Here is a 19,137-nt window from a genome sequence, read left to right on the forward strand (position 1 = left end):
GCCCTTGATAATATGCCATCTGTCACGGTGAAAAACAGAGGTACTTGGGGAACGTTTTGTATGACAGATGAGGGCGCTACGCGAACGCTTTTTTGTCTATTTGACATTCCGGAAGCTTGATAGGCTGGACTCCCACGGAAATTAGACACCACTAGGCCTTTCTTAATCCACTTTGGTCGAACTCCTGACAAGCAAGGTTACAGTTCTGCATGCCTGCTTCTCGACCAATATAGTTAGTCCATCTCGCTTTCTGTGATACTGATCACAGCCGGCAGGTAGCTGTCGGTGGAAGTGGGATATGCGCCTGCGGATTACGAATTTCTCGGCCAAATCACCCGATGATCACCGCTTTGGTTTCGAATCTGCAGGTGCGCTTGAGTGCGACAACGAATACTCAGGGCTTGCCGTCACACCGGCTCTCTATATTGCCTTCGCAGCGCCCAAGCACGCACATCCCGTGCCTTCAGTCTAGCAGTCCGGAGGTCATCATGAAATCTCAACTCACACTTCAATCTGACGGGCGAATTTGCCGCCTTTATCGGTATCGACTGGGCAGATACCAAGCATGACATTTGTCTGCAGGCTGCGGACGGCGTCCAGCGAGAGTTTGCTGTCCTGCCGCATCGCCCGGCTGACATTGATGACTGGGTGGTTACCCTGCGGCACAGATTCCACGGCCGACCCGTGGCTATCTGCATCGAGACATCCCGTGGCGCACTGGTCTATGCACTGCAAAAAGTATGATTTCCTGGTCCTGTTCCCGATCAATCCGGCCACACTCGCTAAATACCGGCAAGCCTTTCAAGCCCAGCCGTGCCAAGTCAGACCCAACGGATGCACAGATCGCCCTGGAGATTCTCATGAATCACCGGGATAAGTTGAAGCCACTTCGCCCGCAAAGCTCCGGCATTCGCACGCTGACGCTGCTTCTGGAGGAGCGCCGCCAGATCGTAGACGAACAGCGGCGCCTCACCAATCGCCTGATCAGCAACCTCAAGCAATACTATCCCCTGGCTCACGAGTGGTTCGAGAATAAGAACACCACATTGTTCTGTGAGTTCATGGCCCGTTGGCCTACCTTGAAGCAGTTGCGGCAAGCCCGCCGCAAAACCCTGGAAGCCTTCTTCCGGGAGCACAACTGCCATCACCACAAGCTGGTCGAGGAACGGCTTGCCAGCATCAAGAATGCGGTGCCGTTGACCGAGGATCCCGCCATCATCAGGCCCAAACAACTGCTGGTTGAAAGTCTGGTGGAACAGTTGCGGATAACACTCAAGTCCATTGCCCGCTTCGATGCTGAAATCGACGCGCTGGCTCCAACGCTTCCTGATTATGACCTGTTCAGGTCATTGCCTGGCGCCGGACCGACACTGGCTCCGCGCTTGCTGGTTGCCTTTGGTGAACAGCGCGACCGCTATTCAAGCGCCGCCGAAATCCAGATGTATGCCGGCATCGCTCCGGTCACAGAGCGCAGCGGCAAGCAACATTGGGTGCACTGGCGAATGCAATGCCCGACATTTATGCGCCAGACCTTTGTTGAGTGGGCCGCATTGACTATTCCCCGCTCCTACTGGGCCAATGCCTACTATCGTCAGCAGCGCGCCAAAGGCGCAGCCCATCAGGCCGCGTTACGCGCTCTGGCGTTCAAGTGGGCCCGCATCCTGTACCGCTGCTGGCTGACGCGTACACCGTATGATGAGTCGAAATATCTGACTGCACTTAAACGCCGTGGCTCGACATTGCTGTCGCTGCCGGTCCTCACGGAGGCCGCCCAAACAGCATAAAAAACACTTGACGACCATCTCAGGGCACAAAGCAGACAATTGTCTACATACGTCGCTGACGAACACCTCCGATCCCGTTGACGTATTGGTCAGATTGTTGGACTGCCCTGGGTTCTGTAAGCACTTCCGGCCTATGATTGGGTAGGAATGTGTCTAGTGGATTGGTGGCTATTCAGACAGTTTTGAAAGAGTGTTGAATCTAGTAAAGCATATCCACCAAAAGGGCAAATATATTTGATTAAACTAGAAAATTGCATTGGATGGCCTGTTCACAGGAACAGGCGCGGCATGATTTGCTCTTGGTGCGCTTTATTGTTGCTTTATGTTGATATGTCTCAAATTTCTTCTGCCGAATAAAAAACAAAAACGAAAAGGGCCTAAAAATGGAGCAAAAGTTTTTTCGTGAAGTTCTGACTTCAGTATATATGTTGGAATTTTCGTGCGATTTAAATGAAAGTGCTGTGACCATAGTTTGTGAGGGGGTATGAAGTATCGCTCGGTGCAATTTAATTATATTTTCGTTCATTTCCTGTAATTATATAATATTGCTTTATATTTGATTTAGTCATGGTTGGGGCGAGTGTGGTAAGTTGGCCGCGGTTAAAGAGAGTTTTTATCTTTTGTGATTTGTGCCGACATTTTTGTATTATTGATTTTATGTGATTTATCGTCAGGGTTATTTTTGTTGTGGTTCAATCTCATTTTTACTTTTGTTCATGTTCATGGAGGTATTTTAAACCGAGTTTTCTGGTTGTGGCGACTTTTCTTCAATTGCGACTCGACGATTGATCAGGTTGTTTATTGGTGGGGAGTGTATTTTATATTGTGATCACTAGGATAATTTATTATTATATTGGTTGTATCACGGTGATTTTTTTGTAACCATTTTGTGTTTTGGCTATATTTGAGATGCTGGGGATGGGGGGTGGGCGATAAATGTTATGTGATTAATTGTTTTTATGGAAATAATTAAGACTGATTGCGCCGGTTAGGTTGTGAGTGATGTTTGACTGTCCTGTGTGTCTACTACAATTATTGGCCTGTTGTGTACTGGCTATTCCTTCAGGTGCAGGAAAATAAATTTTCATGATAGAGTTCTAGTGTTTTTGGTCTTCGAAATACTCTCGTCGTAAGAATATTGTTGGCTCTTTAGCCCTAAAGTCTACGGGGTAGTAAGAGACGAGCCGACACGATATGGGGCGAGCGGTGGCGATCAGCTGTGTCGGCCGAGTCAATGCTTAAGTAGTGTCTGCCTTCGCGTGCCGCCCTGAGTAACCTGCGCGTAGCCTGCTGAGTCAGGAGGAGCCCATCAATGGGCATGCTGTTTCCCACTGGTGCAAAAGAAGGTACATCGACAATGCGGGATTCGCTATTGTACGCCGAGTAGTCCCATGCCTCCACGCCCTGGCAGTCCTCGACAGCCCATCATGGTTGTACTAACTCGCCGGAGCCCGCCCCCAGGCTTAGAGTCTTGCAAATGAGTTTAACTGGTTACCAGTCGACACTATTGTCTTGAAGAAGGGGGGGGTGAGTGATTGACGGCGAAAGCTTCGCCGGCTGGAGTAAGCGGGTACCGTGCACTACGCCTGCTACAACAACCATGACACGCGTTGTTGCTGTCCTGGTCCTTTCAACGTACATAGATGAGAAACAATGGTTAGATTCCCTGTTATTGTCGGTTTTGGAGGTGTGAACGCCGCCGGTCGGAGTAGTTTTCACCATGGTTATGGGCGTATTGTTGCTGAGGCTATGCCAGCCGAAGTGACTGAACGTACTGTTCAATCGTTGGCAAGACTGATGAACCTTGATTTGACCACAGATAGAAGGGAACTGTTTCGCCTTATTGAAGCGGGTACATTGGTACGTAAAATTGAGTCTAATCATTTCGATCCAGACAACATGTTCTCATATCAGCACGTTCAATTGTCGCCTGACGTCCCGTTGGAGTTTGTTTGTCAACGAGACAGTCTTCCGAAAACCATGCCTCATGGCTGGCAGGTAACACCGCTGAACGAAGTACAAGTCAAGGTAAGTGTTTCCAATTCCGCTGCCGTCGCTGTTCCATTAGGTTATGAATCAAGGGTCAAAGTGGCTGGGCAATTGCCAACTGGTTTTAATCCGGGAGCGGGATATGCCTCACATCACCATCCTCGTGGTATACAGATGACAGTTTTTGGCGCATCAGATGCTCTACAGTCAATCGGGATAGAATGGGACGTCATCAGAAGCAAGATCAAGTCCGAGGAAGTTGGTGTCTACGCAGGGTCGGCTATGGGGCAACTCGATAAATGGGGAACTGGCGGCATGATAAGTGCTCGTTGGTTGGGGCGGTCGCCGAGTTCCAAGCAATGTGCTCTTGGTTTTTCTCAAATGCCTGCTGACTTCATTAATGCCTATTTGCTTGGCAACATTGGTCTCACCCGTTCGAATATGGGGGCCTGTGCCTCTTTCCTTTACAACCTGCAACTTGCTGTCCATGACATTCAAGTGGGTCGTGTGCGAGTGGCTGTGGTTGGGAGCAGTGAAGCACCAATTCTGCCAGAGGTCGTTGAAGGCTATGGAGCCATGAGTGCGCTTGCTACCGACGAAAAACTATGCGCCCTCGATCATGCACGTGGTTTGGTCACACCGAACTATCGGCGTGCAAGTAGACCTTTCGGGGATAACTGTGGATTTGTTCTTGCAGAGTCTGCGCAGTTTGTCGTGCTGTTTGACGATACTCTGGCGCTTGAAATGGGGGCGACAATTCATGGGGCGGTGAGTGATGTGTTCGTTCATGCAGATGGATATAAGCGCTCGATCGCATCCCCCGGTGTTGGTAATTACATTACATTGGCACGTGCAGTCGCCTCTGCTAAGGCATTACTTGGTGATGCGGCTGTTCGTCATCGTAGCTTTGTGCAGGCGCATGGTAGTAGTACGCCACAAAATCGTGTGACTGAATCACATATTCTTAGTGAAACGGCTCGTGCATTTGGAATTGAGAATTGGCCAATTGCGGCTATGAAAAGTTATCTTGGTCATTCACTCGCCGCTGCAGCTGGGGATCAAGTCATCGCTAGTCTGGGTGTTTGGGCTCACGGTGTAATTCCAGGGATTACAACAATAGATAGACCGGCAGAGGATGTTCATCGGGATCGTTTGGATATCTCCCCAGAGCACAAAGTGGTTGGTGCAGAGAATATTGATGTAGCTATTGTAAATGCCAAGGGATTTGGCGGAAATAATGCTAGCGCGGCGCTCATCGCCCCTCGAGTTGTTCAGAATTTGTTGGATCGTCGCCACGGCTCTACTGCGATACTGAAGTACTGGAAGCAAAATGAGGCTGTGCAGGAGTCGGCCGCTTGTTATGAGAAAGCCATTCTGGCTGGCCAGGACAAAACGATTTATCGATTCGGTACGCATGCTTTAGATGATAAAAGTGTCCATCTAAGCTCTGATGGGGTGAGTATTGATGGATATTCACCAATTTTGTTTGATAAGGGAACGAGGTACTCGGATTTGGATTATTGACGGGGGCTGCAGTGCAGTTTATCGCTGTGTATGAGTTTTTAAACCATCATTAGTAGCAGTGTTAGATAGATCTGTAACGCAAGGTCAATGCGTTGCACCTAGTGATCACTAAAGCAACTTAGAAGCTTAAGGTTGCCTCGGGTTCTACCCCGATATCACGGGCACTTCAAAGAAGCCTCATAATGGTGGCGAGGAGTGTTTATGACCCAGAGAAGAAAATTCAGCCCGGAATGCAAACGTGAGGCCGTGGTGTTGACGCGTCAGCCCGGTGTAAGTTGTCGCCAGGTGGCACTGGATATCGGCATCAATCCCAACATGCTTTCCCGCTGGGTGCTTGAAACAGACGATGCTCAGGCAAGTTTTTTACGGGCTCGGGAAGCCCGCGTGATCAGGAAGTTGCACGCTTGAAACGTGAATTGGCTCAGGTCAAGAAGGAACGGGATTTTTTAAGAGACGCGGCAACGTACTTCGCGAAGGGCTCATCGAACGGTACGAGATGATCCAGCGTTGCCGCTCCGAGTACTCGGTACGTCTTATGTGCCGTTGCCTGAACGTTTCGGCCAGTGGCTACTATGCCTGGCAGGCGCGCCAGCCAAGCCTCGGTCTTTGGATAATGATCGTTTGCTCAAGCGGATTCGGGCGATCCATGAGGATAGCAAAGGCATCATCGGTGTGCCACGCATGCACGAGGATCTGAGTGCTGAAGGCGAGACAGCCAGTCGAAACCGGATTGCCCGCCTGATGGCGGCCAATGGGATTTATGGTTGGCCACGACGCAAGGGGCGGCGCTGGGCGGGACGGTTCAGCCAGCGGCCTTACCATGTGCGCAATCACTTGCGACGGGATTTCACGGCTCTTGAGCCGGAAACCAAATGGGTGACCGATATCACGGAAATAGCCCCCCATGAAGGCAAGCTATACCTCTGTGTCGTTATCGACCTGTACAGCAAGTTGGTGATTGGCTGGTCCATGCATCATCGCCAGGATCGACAAATGGTCATTTGAGCGGTGGAGATGGCGACCTGGCAACGTCAAGGTACAGAGCCCATCATTCTGCACTCGGATCGCGGATGCCAGTTCACCAATGATGACTACCAGCGCTATCTCGAGATGAACACCATGATTTGCAGCATGAGCGCCGTTGGTCACTGCGGTGATAACGCCGCCTGCGAAGGCTTTTTCGGGATGCTTAAACGGGAGCGAGTGAATCGTACGATTTATCGAACGCTGGATATGACGCGCTCGGATCTATTCGATTACATCGAGCGGTTCCACAATCCCCGAATGCGACGTAGACTCGCCAGGCAGGATCAGAAGTTTTTAGCCTTTTTCAACCGTCCGTGTAAACGGGGTAGAACCCATCAAACACATGCAGCAGTTGATTCGACTTTTTCACGTCACACAACGGACTCTATTGATATTGGCGAATATTGCCAGCTCTGTTTAATCATGTTCCTTCAGTACTATAGCGTGCGGTTTCCATGTAGCGGGCTATTTTCGTTTCTGCTCCTCCCATCTTTATAGTTCTTCCACTAAGAATTAGTACCCTACCGTTCAAGGCGCAACATAGCATCTTCATCAATGGTTTGGTCGGCGGCGTGCATTCTGAATGCTTAAATCTTGTAGATCCCATTCGCGTTATCTTATCACCATTTGGTTCCTTTAATTACAAGGGTGATTACTATTATCTCGTGCGAAGTGTATGGAGTGTTTTATCCCTTCCATGCGCAGAAGGTAGGGGATTTGGTTAAATCTGCTTTGTTTGATCAGATCCGCAGAATAACTACCTTGTGGTTATGGTTATAAAATTGGAGAGGTATTAGGTTATTGAAAATATCTCAAAACTAATTAATTAATTCTAAGTTTTATCAAAAAAAGGCAAAATTAAACGGACATTTAAGTCGCCAAAATAACTATCACAGCAATACTGTTAGAAGTGACAGGTGCGCTGCCAACTTTGGTAAATTAAAATTTAAGAAATTGTCAATATACCACACGGGACTGTGAAGCTAAGAAGGCGTGTGTAAGGAATTTGTCTTATTGACAGCTATGAATGGGAAATGATATGTGCGTAGTTATCGATGTATGGTTGTGAGGCTGTGAAAGTGAGACTGTAGTTCAAACTAATGTTGGCACAATCAATTATAGGCTGAACGTCATTGTTAGTTTGGTATCGGGGGCATAAATATCACAGTTTTTTCGGGGTTTTTTTAAATTTTTGTTCGTCCTATTTTACTTGGCTTTTGTAAGGCGGAAAATTAATTTTCGGGTTGGGTATTTTGTTTAATGTATCCAGCCAAACACCGTGTCATAAATCAATTGGCATCAAAAATGTGGGATTAGGGATTTTTGTTCTGATTCTTTGGTTGAGGTGCTTGCTGGTGCTTCTAATTTGATTAGTCATCCTATGGAGGTAGTATGAAGGGTCTCGAAATGAAAAATAACGTAGCTGTTATAAGTCGCCAGGTTACGGAAATGACAGATGATGAAATTCATAACCTAAAGAAAATTGTATTTGATTCGGGAATTGTTGTTTTAAAGGCACAGAATGCGACAGCCTCTGATTTTGTGGATTTTGGTCGACGTATTGGGGAGCTAAGTCCTTATTACGAAGAGATGTATCATCACCCTAATCACAAGGAACTCTTCGTTTCATCTAATGTCCAGACAGATGGGAAAGTGATTGGGGTGCCGAGAACAGGGAAATTCTGGCATGCAGACTATGCCTTCATGGCAAAACCCTTTGCATTCACGATTACCTATCCACAAGTAGTTTCGTCTCAAGAGCGAGGAACTTATTTTATTGATATGGCCAGCGCTTATGAACGGCTTTCACCCGAGATGAAAAGGAAAATCGAAGGTGGGGTTGGTACGCACTCTGTTCGCCGGTATTTTAAGATCAGACCAACAGATGTGTATCGACCCATTAGTGAGATTCTACATGAAATTGATGCAAAGACCCCAACGGTAACACACCCACTTGTTGTTAATCATCCGGTAACGGGTGCGAAGATTTTATATGTTAGTCGTGGATTCACTGAAACTATAAGCCTAAAGGATGATGACTTGGATGCAGATGAAGTGTTGAAAGATTTACTTGTTGAGTCAGGGCAGTCTGACGATACGTTTACTCACCCGGATATTCGCCAGATAAATATTAACGAAGGTGATATTTTTTTGTGGGATAACCGTCGTTATGTTCATCATGCAAAGCATAACGATAAGGTTGAGCCGACTAAGACTTACAGACTTACCGCTTATGATGGACTGCCGTTCAGTGCAGAGATTGACTTCGCACTTGATAGTGTGAAGGAGGTGGGACTTGTCTAGCATGCAATTACTTAGTCGGGTTGATAACAACCAGCTTTTTGTCAATGATACTGTACTCCGGGATAGGGTTTTATCCGTCTATTTTGATAACACGCGATATTTGAAATCAGCGAACATTTTTCTAGACGATAATGGTGCGAAGAGTAGAATCGTGTCTCATGGGAAGTTTTCTGTTCCTGAATCCTGTTACATTGAAAGCACTGGGCATTTTAATTCGGTTGAATTCAATATCTGCTACAACCAAATTATGTACGATGCAATTGCACACGCAACAAAGTACGAGCTCGTCCCGCAGTTTTGTGCATGGGGAACAGAAGGTTTTTTTTCTAGACAGTTGCCGGACATTCTGATTACCAGTTTTAATAGTCGTTTCACAAAGCCTGTGAATTCAGTCGATTTCTCAGGAGAATTCACAATTCATACGATGCGCTTGCACAACAAGGGCCAACCATTCCTATTTATAAAGACCGGATGTAGGTTCTTCGACGATGAGCAAGGTGAAGCGGTCGGCGAGGTTGATCTCGCTATTTTGAATCCATAAGTGACTGATTACCGTTTGATTCTAATTAAGAGAAAAAGGTGAACAATTTGTCCGTTATTCATAAGCAGATCGAGGATGACTTAATCTCGATCGCCAGGCTTGTCTTGCATTGTGATGTCTTGAAGACAAAACAGAGTTTGTTTGAGCAGGGGTTGACTTCGGTTGGTGCACTTGAAATCAGAGATCGGATTGAAAAAAAATTGGACATCTCCTTAATGACCAGTGTGATTTTTGATTATCCAACAATCGACTCACTGTCAGCCTATGTGACCAAAGTGATCAGATCAGGCGGTGCAAGAGTTGTACCCGAACTACAACCTGAAACCACCACTATATCCTCTAATGGTCACTACGAACTAAGTGATGAGATGGTACGTGAAATTCTGAAGAGAGGATTTGGAGTTTAAGTATGGAGCAACCGACAATTAACTCAGAAACTATGGTGAAGCAGCTTCTGTCTGAAAAACATGAACCAATAGCAATTGTTGGTCTGAGCTTGCGTCTCTCAGACGGCATTTCTGATCTGAATGGTTTTCACCACCTGCTTCTTGATGGTCGTGATAATATCGTTGATATTCCTGAATCACGCTGGGACAATAAGAAATACTTTTCTTCCGCAAATGATTCCGGCAATGCCATTTGTACCAATAGGGGGGGGTATTTAAACGATATAGATAAATTTGACCCGGCTTTTTTTTCCATATCGCCAAAAGAAGCGCGATATATGGATCCTCAGCAACGGATCATGTTGGAATTGTGCTGGGAAGCACTCGAAAACGCAGGGTTGAATCCCGAAGAATTGCGTGGCTCTGATGGTGCAGTTTATTTGGGTTCAAGTAGCCTTGATTATGCTCGCGATATGATGGGGTTGGGCGAAAAACAGCTGGTCAGTCAATTAGGCACAGGTACAGCAAATAGCGCCATATCCGGGAGAATCTCATATTTCCTGGGTTGGCGTGGTCCAAGCATGACTGTTGACACAGCTTGTTCTTCCTCGTTAGTAGCGATCCATCTCGCTTCTTCAGCACTTCGAAACAAGGAAACTTCATTCGCGATAGCTGGTGGAATTAATATTGTCCATAACCCTGTCAGCCATATCATTTTCACTCGTGCCAATATGTTAGCGCCCGATGGGCGTTGTAAGACCTTCGATGAATCAGCGGATGGTTATGGTAGAAGTGAAGGGGCGGCAGTACTCGTACTTCGTCGACTTTCATCTGCTATAGCAGACGGAAACCGTATCCTAGGGGTAATTCGTGGATCGGCAGTACGCCAGGACGGTGAGAGTGGCGGTCTAACTGTTCCTAATGGTGTGGCGCAAGAGGCTGTTATGCGCGATGCGCTCAGACGTTCTTTGGTTAAACCAGCCGATATCAGCTATGTAGAGGCACACGGAACCGGAACACCTCTCGGAGATCCCATCGAAATTCACTCCATTAATTCGTTATTTTCGGAAAGACCGAATATAGATGAAAAGGTTTATGTGGCCTCATCAAAGACGAATCTCGGACATATGGAAGCTGCAGCTGGTGTTGGCGGCATCTTAAAGTGCTTGGCACAGCTAAATAGCAAATTAATTTACCAGCATATTAATTTTAATAACCCATCATCAAAAATTGATTGGGGGGCTTTGTCTGTTACGGTTCCGACCGAAGTTCAGCCTTGGGAACAACCGGTGCGTAGGGCAATGGTCAATTCCTTTGGTTTTGCGGGTACGATCGCCAGCTTAGTCCTTGAAGAAGCGCCTGTGATGAATGCCCCCCCCCGTGTCGATAAGAAGGGTACGTCAGGAGCCTCAGATGATCCTTTTATATTTACGGTTTCTGCCAAATCATCATCTGCTCTCTTGCGTAATATGCGGGCGTATTTAGAGACTCTCATTAAGAGCAGTGCTGATGATATGGATAGCATCATTTGGACATCAAGTGTGGGGCGGCAACACCACCCATACCGTTGGGCTGCCTCAGCAAGAAACAATGATGAGTTGATGCAGCTTATGCGTAGTTCATTAGACGAATCTGAAGAACTAATGGCCGATACGGAAAGAATGCTGCAATTTTCCGAGGCTCGTGTTGCATTTCTGCTCACTGGGCAGGGAGCACAATACCCTGGTATGGGAGCAGGACTCTATAAGAAGAATCGAGTTTTTCGGCGTGCACTTGACGAAGTCTCGCATCACTTTGATTCAGTGCTGGATGTGAAATTAAAGGAATTAATGTTCGATCAGGGGGCAATAGCCAAAGAGCGGCTTGTGCAGACGAAGTACACTCAACCTGCCCTCTTTGCATTCAACTATGCCGTGGCAAAGATGTGGATGGAATATGGTATCGAACCTGCTGTGATGCTCGGTCATAGTGTGGGTGAAATTGTTTCAGCCTGCTTGTCGGGATTGTTCACCTTAAAAGATGCCGTACGGATGACAGCTCGCCGTGCTGAGGTAATGCAATCGGTCAAGTTAGATGGTGCCATGTTAGCGGTAAAAGCGACCAAAGAGCAGGTGTCTAACTTCATAGAGTCATTTGATGATGTTGGCTTTGCGGGCTTTAACGGTCCGAAACAAACGGTTATTTCCGGCGGTATTCTTTCGCTAGACATGATTGCCGACCGTTTGTCGGAGGAAGAAATTCCTCATCGTAGGTTGGAGGTTTCACACGCTTTTCACTCTGCTCATATGAATGAAGCAGCTGAGATATTCCGTGACTACATGACCACAGTTACTTTCCATCCGCTGCAGAGGGAGTTCATTTCCAATGTGACCGGCAAGGTGGCTACTTATGATCTGGTCGCATCGCCCGATTATTGGGCGCGACATATATGCCAGCCTGTCAACTTTGCTGCGGGTATGGAGACGATAGCGACCAGAAGTTCCTATCTCTTTCTGGAAACAGGACCAAGCCCGCATTTGACTGCTATGGGGCGTGGGTGCATTAAGGCATCTGACCACTATTGGGTTGAAACAGTCAAACCATCGTTAGTTGAGGAGGATAGCCTTGATGAGGCAATTCTCTCTTTATATAAGGCGGGGCAGAAACTTGACTGGCGTATAGTTCATGCGGGTGTGTCGAACAATATGTGTGAGTTGCCTCCATACTCGTTTGATCATGAATCCTACTGGTTGCCAGTTGCTACGAGTGGAGTGGACAGGGGCTCGGATTTCCACCCACTGCTTGGCCAACTCGCAGCACGTCAACATTCGCAATGGACGTTCACAGCGTTTGTGGCGCCAAGTTCACCAGCTTATCTTGCTGATCATGTCGTTATGGGGCGCACGATCTTTCCTGGTACTGGCTACGTCGAAGTCGTACTGGCCCTTCAGGATGCAGTATTTGGCCACACGGGCATGGTAATGGAAGACCTTGAAATTCATGCACCGCTAATCCTAGCTGACGAAGCGTCAACTGAGTTATCAACACAACTGACATATCAGAAGGATGGTGTATACAGTGTAGAAATTAGTTCTGTAGCGCAGGGTGAGAATACAGTTCACTTTACCTGTCGCATGTTGGAAGACCCAACACTTGTTTCTATAGTCGATCTCCCGGACGGATCAAGAGATGACGAGCAATCAACGTTTGACAAAACCATTCTCTACAACAGACTAGCTTCTTTAGGCCTTCAATATGGGGAACAATTCCAGCGCGTTAGATCAATTCGTAAGGACGGCGTTCGTCGTGTTTTTGGTACTCTTTCGACAGAAAACATCAATAGCTGGGAGTTTGTAAATCCAGGCTTGTTTGATGGAGTGTTGCACACCCTTGAGCCTATTCTCGGTGCAGATAGGACTCTTGTTCCGGTTGGTTGGTCCAAGATACGCGTCTACCGCAAACCTCGGGGAAATGTCGAGTGCGTTGCAGAATTGCGTGTTGATTCTGATCCATTTAGTAGCGAAGTCCTAGCTGATTTAACCCTGTACGGTGATGGATTGCTTGTTCTGCGTGCTGAGGGACTACGTTTGCGTGAAGTGAAATCCCGTGAACGTTCATCATTGCCATTTTTCCACCGTATCGTTTGGAAAGAGCAGCCGTTGGATCTTCAGGCTTTTCGTGCAGTGCGCCTAATCGGTATTAACTGCCCTGATGCCTTGAAACCACATTTGTCATCACATTTCGAGTTAGTTGCTGATATAGATAAGGCTTTGGATGCGATACATACATCACAGGGAAAGCCGACAAAGTTTGTCTGTTTCTGGAATGGAAAGGAGTTGCCTGCCGATGCTGATGCCGATGCAATTATGGCAGCCAGCCAATCTTTTTACGAACCGTTGTTAGCATTTATAAAGGCACTTGCAAAACTTGCACTTAAAGAGACTGTAGAACTTGTCTTTGTGACAAAAGGGGTGCAAACAACGGGCAGGGAAGATGCGAGAGCTGGAACTGAGGAACCACTGTCACTTAATACCCAGTTGCAGGCAACAATATCCGGCTTTTGTTCGGTACTAAACTCTGAGTTTTCGCGCATACGTGCAAAGGTTGTAGACCTCCCGTGTATGGGTGAAGACCAGGACGATGTTTATTCACTCCTAAACGAGTTGCATTTGGGCAATAGTCGCTCAGATTTTCAAGTCGCTTATCGGTGCAATAGCCGTATGGTGAAACACCTGGAAGTGGCAAAAGTTATTGAGTCTGAGGAAAACTATCAGATCGTGGTAGCCGATGACGGACTGCTGTCTGGATTGGGGAGAAAGCCATTGCCACGCATCGTTCCGTCGGGGGATGAAATTGAAGTTTGCGTCGAGGCGGCGGGTTTGAACTTTAAGGATGTGCTCAATGCCCTTGGACTTTTGAAGGAGCATTCAAAAAGCGAGGGATTGACTCATAAAGAGTTGCCGCTTGGATTTGAGTGTGCTGGCGTTGTCACCGCAGCAGGAGATGACGCTGAGTTTATGGTTGGCGAATCGGTAATGATCAGCCACCTCGGGTGTATGCAGCGCTATGTAACGGTGAGCAGTCGTGCTGCAGTACGTATTCCAGATGGGATCACTATGGAGCAAGCTGCTGCTATCCCAACTGCCTTCATCACGAGTTATTACGCACTATATTCGTTGGCTAAAGTGAATGCATCGGATCGTGTTCTGATTCATGCGGCAGCAGGTGGGGTTGGTCAAGCCGCGCTTCAGTTATGCAGGCGTGTGGGTGCTGAGGTATTTGCCACGGCCAGCCATCGTAAGTGGGATGTATTAAGAAACCAGGGTGTCGACAGAATCATGGATTCGCGCAACATCAATTTTGGAGAAGAAATTCTCCGGATGACGGATGGTGGTGGTGTTTCAGTCGTTCTCAATAGCCTGAATAAAGACTTCATTCCGGTCAGCCTAGCGGCGACGGCGCACGGCGGGAGATTTGTTGAACTCGGAAAACTTGGTGTGTGGAGTAAACAACAGGTAACTGAAGTGCGGCCTGATATTTCATACTCTCAGTTTGACCTGAGTGAAATCTCAGAAAACGAGCTCTTAGACTTGAATAAGAGCATTCTTGAAGACATTGCAGCATATCTTTCCGCGGGCGAGATTACCCCCCCTCTTGTTACCAGTTATTCAGTTACAGACATAGCTGAAGCCTTTGGTGTGCTATCACGAGGGGAAAATGTAGGGAAAATCGTTCTCACGTTCGGTCGTGAGCAGGACAGTGACTTGTCGTTGTCTCGTGTAGTCAGTGGGGAAGGTACTTATGTAATCACTGGAGGATATGGCGCTCTAGGTCAACGTGTGGCTCGCTGCTTAATTCAGGCCGGAGCACGAAATGTGACATTGCTTGGGCGAAATTTGCCGAATCAGGATGCACTTGCACAGTTGAAAATGAGGCTAGATGGAGTAGAGAACCTTGATCTGTGTACAGGTGATGTTGCAGATTCAGATGTTGTTGATCGGATTTTTGTAGAAGCCGCTGAGAAAGGGAGACCTGTTTGCGGAATTGTTCATCTTGCTGGACTTATTTCAGATGCGCCAATTACCGAGCAAACTTGGATTAGCTTCCGAACTGTGTTTCTTCCCAAGGTAGTTGGCACGTGGAATCTGTGGAAAGCGGCAGAACGTCATGGTGGCGTAGAACTATTTGCCGGGTTCTCATCGATTGCGTCGGTGGTCGGATCTGTTAGTCAGTCAAACTATGCCTCAGCGAACGCATTTATTGATGGCTTGATGAATCGCACCCGGGGAGGGGGGCGTATTGGATTAGCACTTAATTGGGGGCCGTGGGGCGGAGCGGGAATGGCTGCGGAGTTAACCGATCAGCAGAGGAAGTCTATTGAGCGAAAGGGCTTCTCACTGATTCCGATGCAGTTGGGAATGGAGGCATTCGGTCGCTTGGCCAGGCAAGCTCAAGGACAGGTTGTCATCGGGAACGTCGATTGGAGTGCTTACAAAGAAAGCCTGCCTGGTGACGATTCCCTGTATGACGATGTAAAGGATGCGAAGAGTGACGCACCTTCTGACGTTTTTGATTATAACAGTTTGCTTGCTTTGAGTGAGGACCAGCGTAAGGAGATAGTGCTTGAGAAGCTCATATTGATTCTTCGTCAGGTGTTGCAGTATGGGGAAAAAGAGAGGGTTTCTCGTCGTGCCACATTTTCAGATTTGGGAATAGATTCTTTGGTAGCTGTAGAGCTGCGAAATACTCTGGAAAAATCATTTGGCATCGCACTCCCATCATCACTGGTATTTGATTACCCTTCTGTACCAGTATTAAGCGGATATTTGCTCGAATATTTAAAAAATAACTATGTGTCGACTTCAGGAGATGGAGAAAATTCTGATGCATCATCGGAAATGCACAAAACTTCGGAGGAAGAGGATTCCACTGAAGGAGAGCTTATATGAGAAGTATGGATGCGTCGGATTTAGGCGAATTATATGTAGTGAAGGATGTTGGTGAAATTCTGCGTAGACAGGTAAAGAAAAGAGCATCAGAACCAGCGATATTTTGCGATGGTCGCGTCACAAGTTATGACTCTTTTTATAAACACAGTCGGAAAGTAGCTGATTTTCTAGTATCCAGATTGTCATGTATTGAGCGGCGTGTTGGGTACATAGGACGGGAATGCGAGCCCTATTATGAGGTAATTTTTGGCTGCGCGATGGCGGGGGTAATTTTTGTCCCAATTAATTGGCGGCTTACCCCTAATGAAGTTGCACATATAGTAACTGACGCCAGTATTGACATACTGTTTTCCGACGCCGAAATGCTTGGTGTTGTAGAAGAAAGCCTGGATATGTGCGGTCATGACGCAGAGGTCGTGTGTTTGAAGCATGGCATGACATCCACGAGTTATTTTGCAATTCTGCATTCAGTTGCTAAGGAGAGCGTGCTTCCGGCCTGTGATCCAGAGAGGACGTTTTGCCTTATCTATACCAGTGGCACTACTGGTCTTCCTAAAGGTGTCTGCTTGCCTCACAAGGCTTTCTTTCAAATCAGAGAGGCATTGATTAAACAAGACCTTAAGTGGCTTGATTGGCGTCAATCTGATCGTTGTCTTGTGGGAATTCCTGGGTTTCACATTGGTGGACTCTGGTGGGCGCTTCAGTGTTTTAGTTCAGGTGCCTCCATCGTTGTATTGCCGAAATTTGAGCCACAGTTGTGTCTCACTGCCATGTTGGATTGCGGAGTAACAACAGCATGCATGGTCCCCTCGATGATAAATTTGCTATTGGATGTGATTGAGCAAAACGATGCAAAACTGCTGAAGTTGCGAAAGATTGTCTATGGGGGGGGCCCCATATCCGAAGCGCTACTTATGCGGGGCATCAGTGTGCTTGGGTGCGATTTTGCCCAGATATATGGCTTGAGTGAGACGGGAAATACCGCAGTTTGTTTAGATCCGGACAGCCATCTCTCTGAACCTTCACTGCTGACTGCCGCGGGTAGACCTTATCCAGGGGTTAAATTAAAGATTATTGATACAGATGGTAAGGTGTTGCCAATGGGTGAGGTTGGTGAAGTCTGTATCAAGACACCTGCTCGTATGATCGAGTATTGGGGGTTGCCCGATGCAACTTCAGCGACTCTGCAAGATGGATGGATCCATACGGGTGATGCCGGCTATCTTAACGAAAGTGGTTATCTGTTTATATGTGATCGAATCAAGGACGTAATAGTCACTGGTGGAGAAAAAATATTCCCTGCAGAGGTAGAAAATGTTGTTTCATCTTTCTCTACCGTTCACGAGTGCGCAGTAATTGGTATTCCTAACGAAGTATGGGGGGAAGTGCCGATCTGCCTAGTTGTACCTAAGCCAGAATCCGCAGTCAATATTACAGACCTCTTCAAGTTTCTCGAGTCCCGATTAGCCGCATATAAAAAACCAACGCAAATTCATTGCGTGGATAGTCTCCCCCGTAACCCGAGCGGAAAACTGCTTCGACGGGCGTTGCGAGATGCTTTTTGGACTGGCCGTAAACGCAATGTTTGACATTCTTTGACTTATAAGAACAGGAGTTTCTTGATATGTACACACCGCCATTTACTTTGCCTCGAGTTGCACTTTTGAAATATTGGCTTGGATTCGGATATCTTTCTCGGTACGGGAAACTGGCCAGTGGTATAGCAGAGGAGCATAATTTCAAACCATCAATTGGACTTGATCTTTTCCGCAGTGGAGAAGAAGCATTACTTGAGTATTGTGAAAAAAATTTACCTGAGCATGTTAGTGACATACCGATTCATAAGATTGAAGCGAAAGATGCCACACCAGAAATAATGAATAAATTTCGTGAGCGCCAGTTACCGGTTCTGATCAAGGGTGGAGCACTCCAATGGAGGGCGTTTAAGGAGTTCGATCTAGATTTCTTCGAGAAGAACTATGGTGATGTAGATGTGCCTGTTCATGCGGAGCCGAATGAAATATACCCAGATAATGGAAAGCCTGTACCATTAAAGAATTTTTATCAAATGGACTATGTTCCGATTCGTGATTTGGTCAAGTCTGTAGTTACAGATGAGCGATATAGCGCGAAAGCGATTGAGGATATCACGCACGAAAACGGGGGGTCGATGATAAAGGATTATTGTGATTTGGCTCAAATCCACAGTTACGCTGGATTGGCCGAATACAAAAATAAATGGTATTTCAAAAGAACCCCTGTGGGATATGTTGTGTCCAAGCAATTGTTTATTCAATCACAAAGATCACATACCCTGTGGCATACCGAGCCTGGCTATAATTATTTTGTAGCCATTGAAGGCATTAAGAACTGGCGTGTCACTTCGCCGTACTATAGTCCGGGATTATATACCGTCATTAAGGATAACGCCACTTATCATGTATCTAGGGTTGATGGGCGTGAACAGAATGATGTGATAGCCAGAAGAGGCTTCCCTCTCTACCAATATATGCCGAAATACAGCATTACTGTTGAGCCAGGTGATATATTGATGCTCCCCCCTTGGTGGTGGCATACGGTTTCTAATCAGCCGGGCTCGCACTCTATCTCTCTGACCTTCCGTACCGTGGCTGAGCCAAGGTTGCATGCGCCTATGCTTGACTATCTAAAGTGGGGAGATCGCAACGCTAAGGAAATTCGGCGAAAAGTCCTGCAGCATGGCCGTCTCTTTGACGAGGATATTGCCGCTTCACTGTATGCGTTTGCTGATCCTAAAAACGATATACGTTCGCAAAAGAAGTAAAGTAAGAAATGTCTGGTGATTGTTGTCATGTTATGACAAAAGAGTTGGCCAAAGTGTTTTGATCCATTGGCATAAGTCAGCATGAGTGAAGATTGATGATGACTCAACAGACAATTTTACGGTATGCATCTATTAAGAGTCGTATTTTCATTATGGTTCAAATTTTACAAAGATGTTTTAATTCATATACTGGTGCAGTGCTTCTTGACGATCCGGCTCTTGGATGAATGATTGATGAATATAATGTTGTGCGTGGGTTAATTTTCCCAGAGAAATTCTCTTTCATGAATTGTCTTGGTGCCTCATTAATAATGAAGCACCTTGTATGCTTGGAGGTGCTTGCGCTTGATTA

Annotated in this window: 8 protein-coding genes and 2 pseudogenes; all 10 read left to right on the forward strand. The window is 46.8% G+C overall.

Annotation, left to right across the window (positions count from 1 at the left end):
- The first annotated feature begins 298 nt into the window (after positions 1–298).
- Positions 299–472: a hypothetical protein gene (locus tag HNEAP_RS12675; protein ID WP_012823826.1), complete on the forward strand. Its 174-nt coding sequence runs from the start codon at positions 299–301 to the stop codon at positions 470–472.
- Between the two features lie 41 nt (positions 473–513).
- Positions 514–1,784, forward strand: a pseudogene (locus HNEAP_RS04775) (IS110 family RNA-guided transposase).
- A 1,653-nt stretch (positions 1,785–3,437) separates the two neighbouring features.
- The gene (locus HNEAP_RS04780; RefSeq protein ID WP_012823828.1) at positions 3,438–5,297 is read left to right on the forward strand and encodes a beta-ketoacyl synthase; all 1,860 of its coding nucleotides are present in this window, start codon (positions 3,438–3,440) and stop codon (positions 5,295–5,297) included.
- Positions 5,298–5,498: 201 nt separating this feature from the next.
- Positions 5,499–6,623 (forward strand): annotated as a pseudogene (locus tag HNEAP_RS12500) (IS3 family transposase); the annotation flags it as partial.
- 1,107 nt (positions 6,624–7,730) lie between these two features.
- Positions 7,731–8,627, forward strand: a complete 897-nt coding sequence (locus tag HNEAP_RS04795) for a TauD/TfdA dioxygenase family protein (RefSeq protein ID WP_220083622.1) — start codon at positions 7,731–7,733, stop codon at positions 8,625–8,627.
- A gap of 1 nt (position 8,628) precedes the next feature.
- The gene (locus tag HNEAP_RS04800; RefSeq protein WP_012823830.1) at positions 8,629–9,168 is read left to right on the forward strand and encodes an FcoT family thioesterase; all 540 of its coding nucleotides are present in this window, start codon (positions 8,629–8,631) and stop codon (positions 9,166–9,168) included.
- A gap of 38 nt (positions 9,169–9,206) precedes the next feature.
- The gene (locus tag HNEAP_RS04805) at positions 9,207–9,575 is read left to right on the forward strand and encodes an acyl carrier protein (protein WP_012823831.1); all 369 of its coding nucleotides are present in this window, start codon (positions 9,207–9,209) and stop codon (positions 9,573–9,575) included.
- 2 nt (positions 9,576–9,577) lie between these two features.
- Entirely contained in the window at positions 9,578–15,982 is a 6,405-nt protein-coding gene (locus HNEAP_RS04810; protein ID WP_012823832.1) for a type I polyketide synthase, read from the forward strand.
- Positions 15,979–17,571, forward strand: coding sequence for a long-chain-fatty-acid--CoA ligase (locus HNEAP_RS04815; protein ID WP_012823833.1), 1,593 nt, complete (start codon positions 15,979–15,981; stop codon positions 17,569–17,571). Before HNEAP_RS04810 ends, HNEAP_RS04815 begins: the two co-directional genes overlap by 4 nt.
- A 35-nt stretch (positions 17,572–17,606) precedes the next feature.
- Positions 17,607–18,785 carry a cupin-like domain-containing protein gene (locus tag HNEAP_RS04820; protein ID WP_012823834.1) on the forward strand — a complete coding sequence of 393 codons (1,179 nt, stop codon included), beginning with the start codon at positions 17,607–17,609 and terminating at the stop codon, positions 18,783–18,785.
- Positions 18,786–19,137: the final 352 nt, after the last annotated feature.

The sequence above is a fragment of the Halothiobacillus neapolitanus c2 genome (genome assembly GCF_000024765.1).
In the GTDB taxonomy this organism is placed as follows: domain Bacteria; phylum Pseudomonadota; class Gammaproteobacteria; order Halothiobacillales; family Halothiobacillaceae; genus Halothiobacillus; species Halothiobacillus neapolitanus.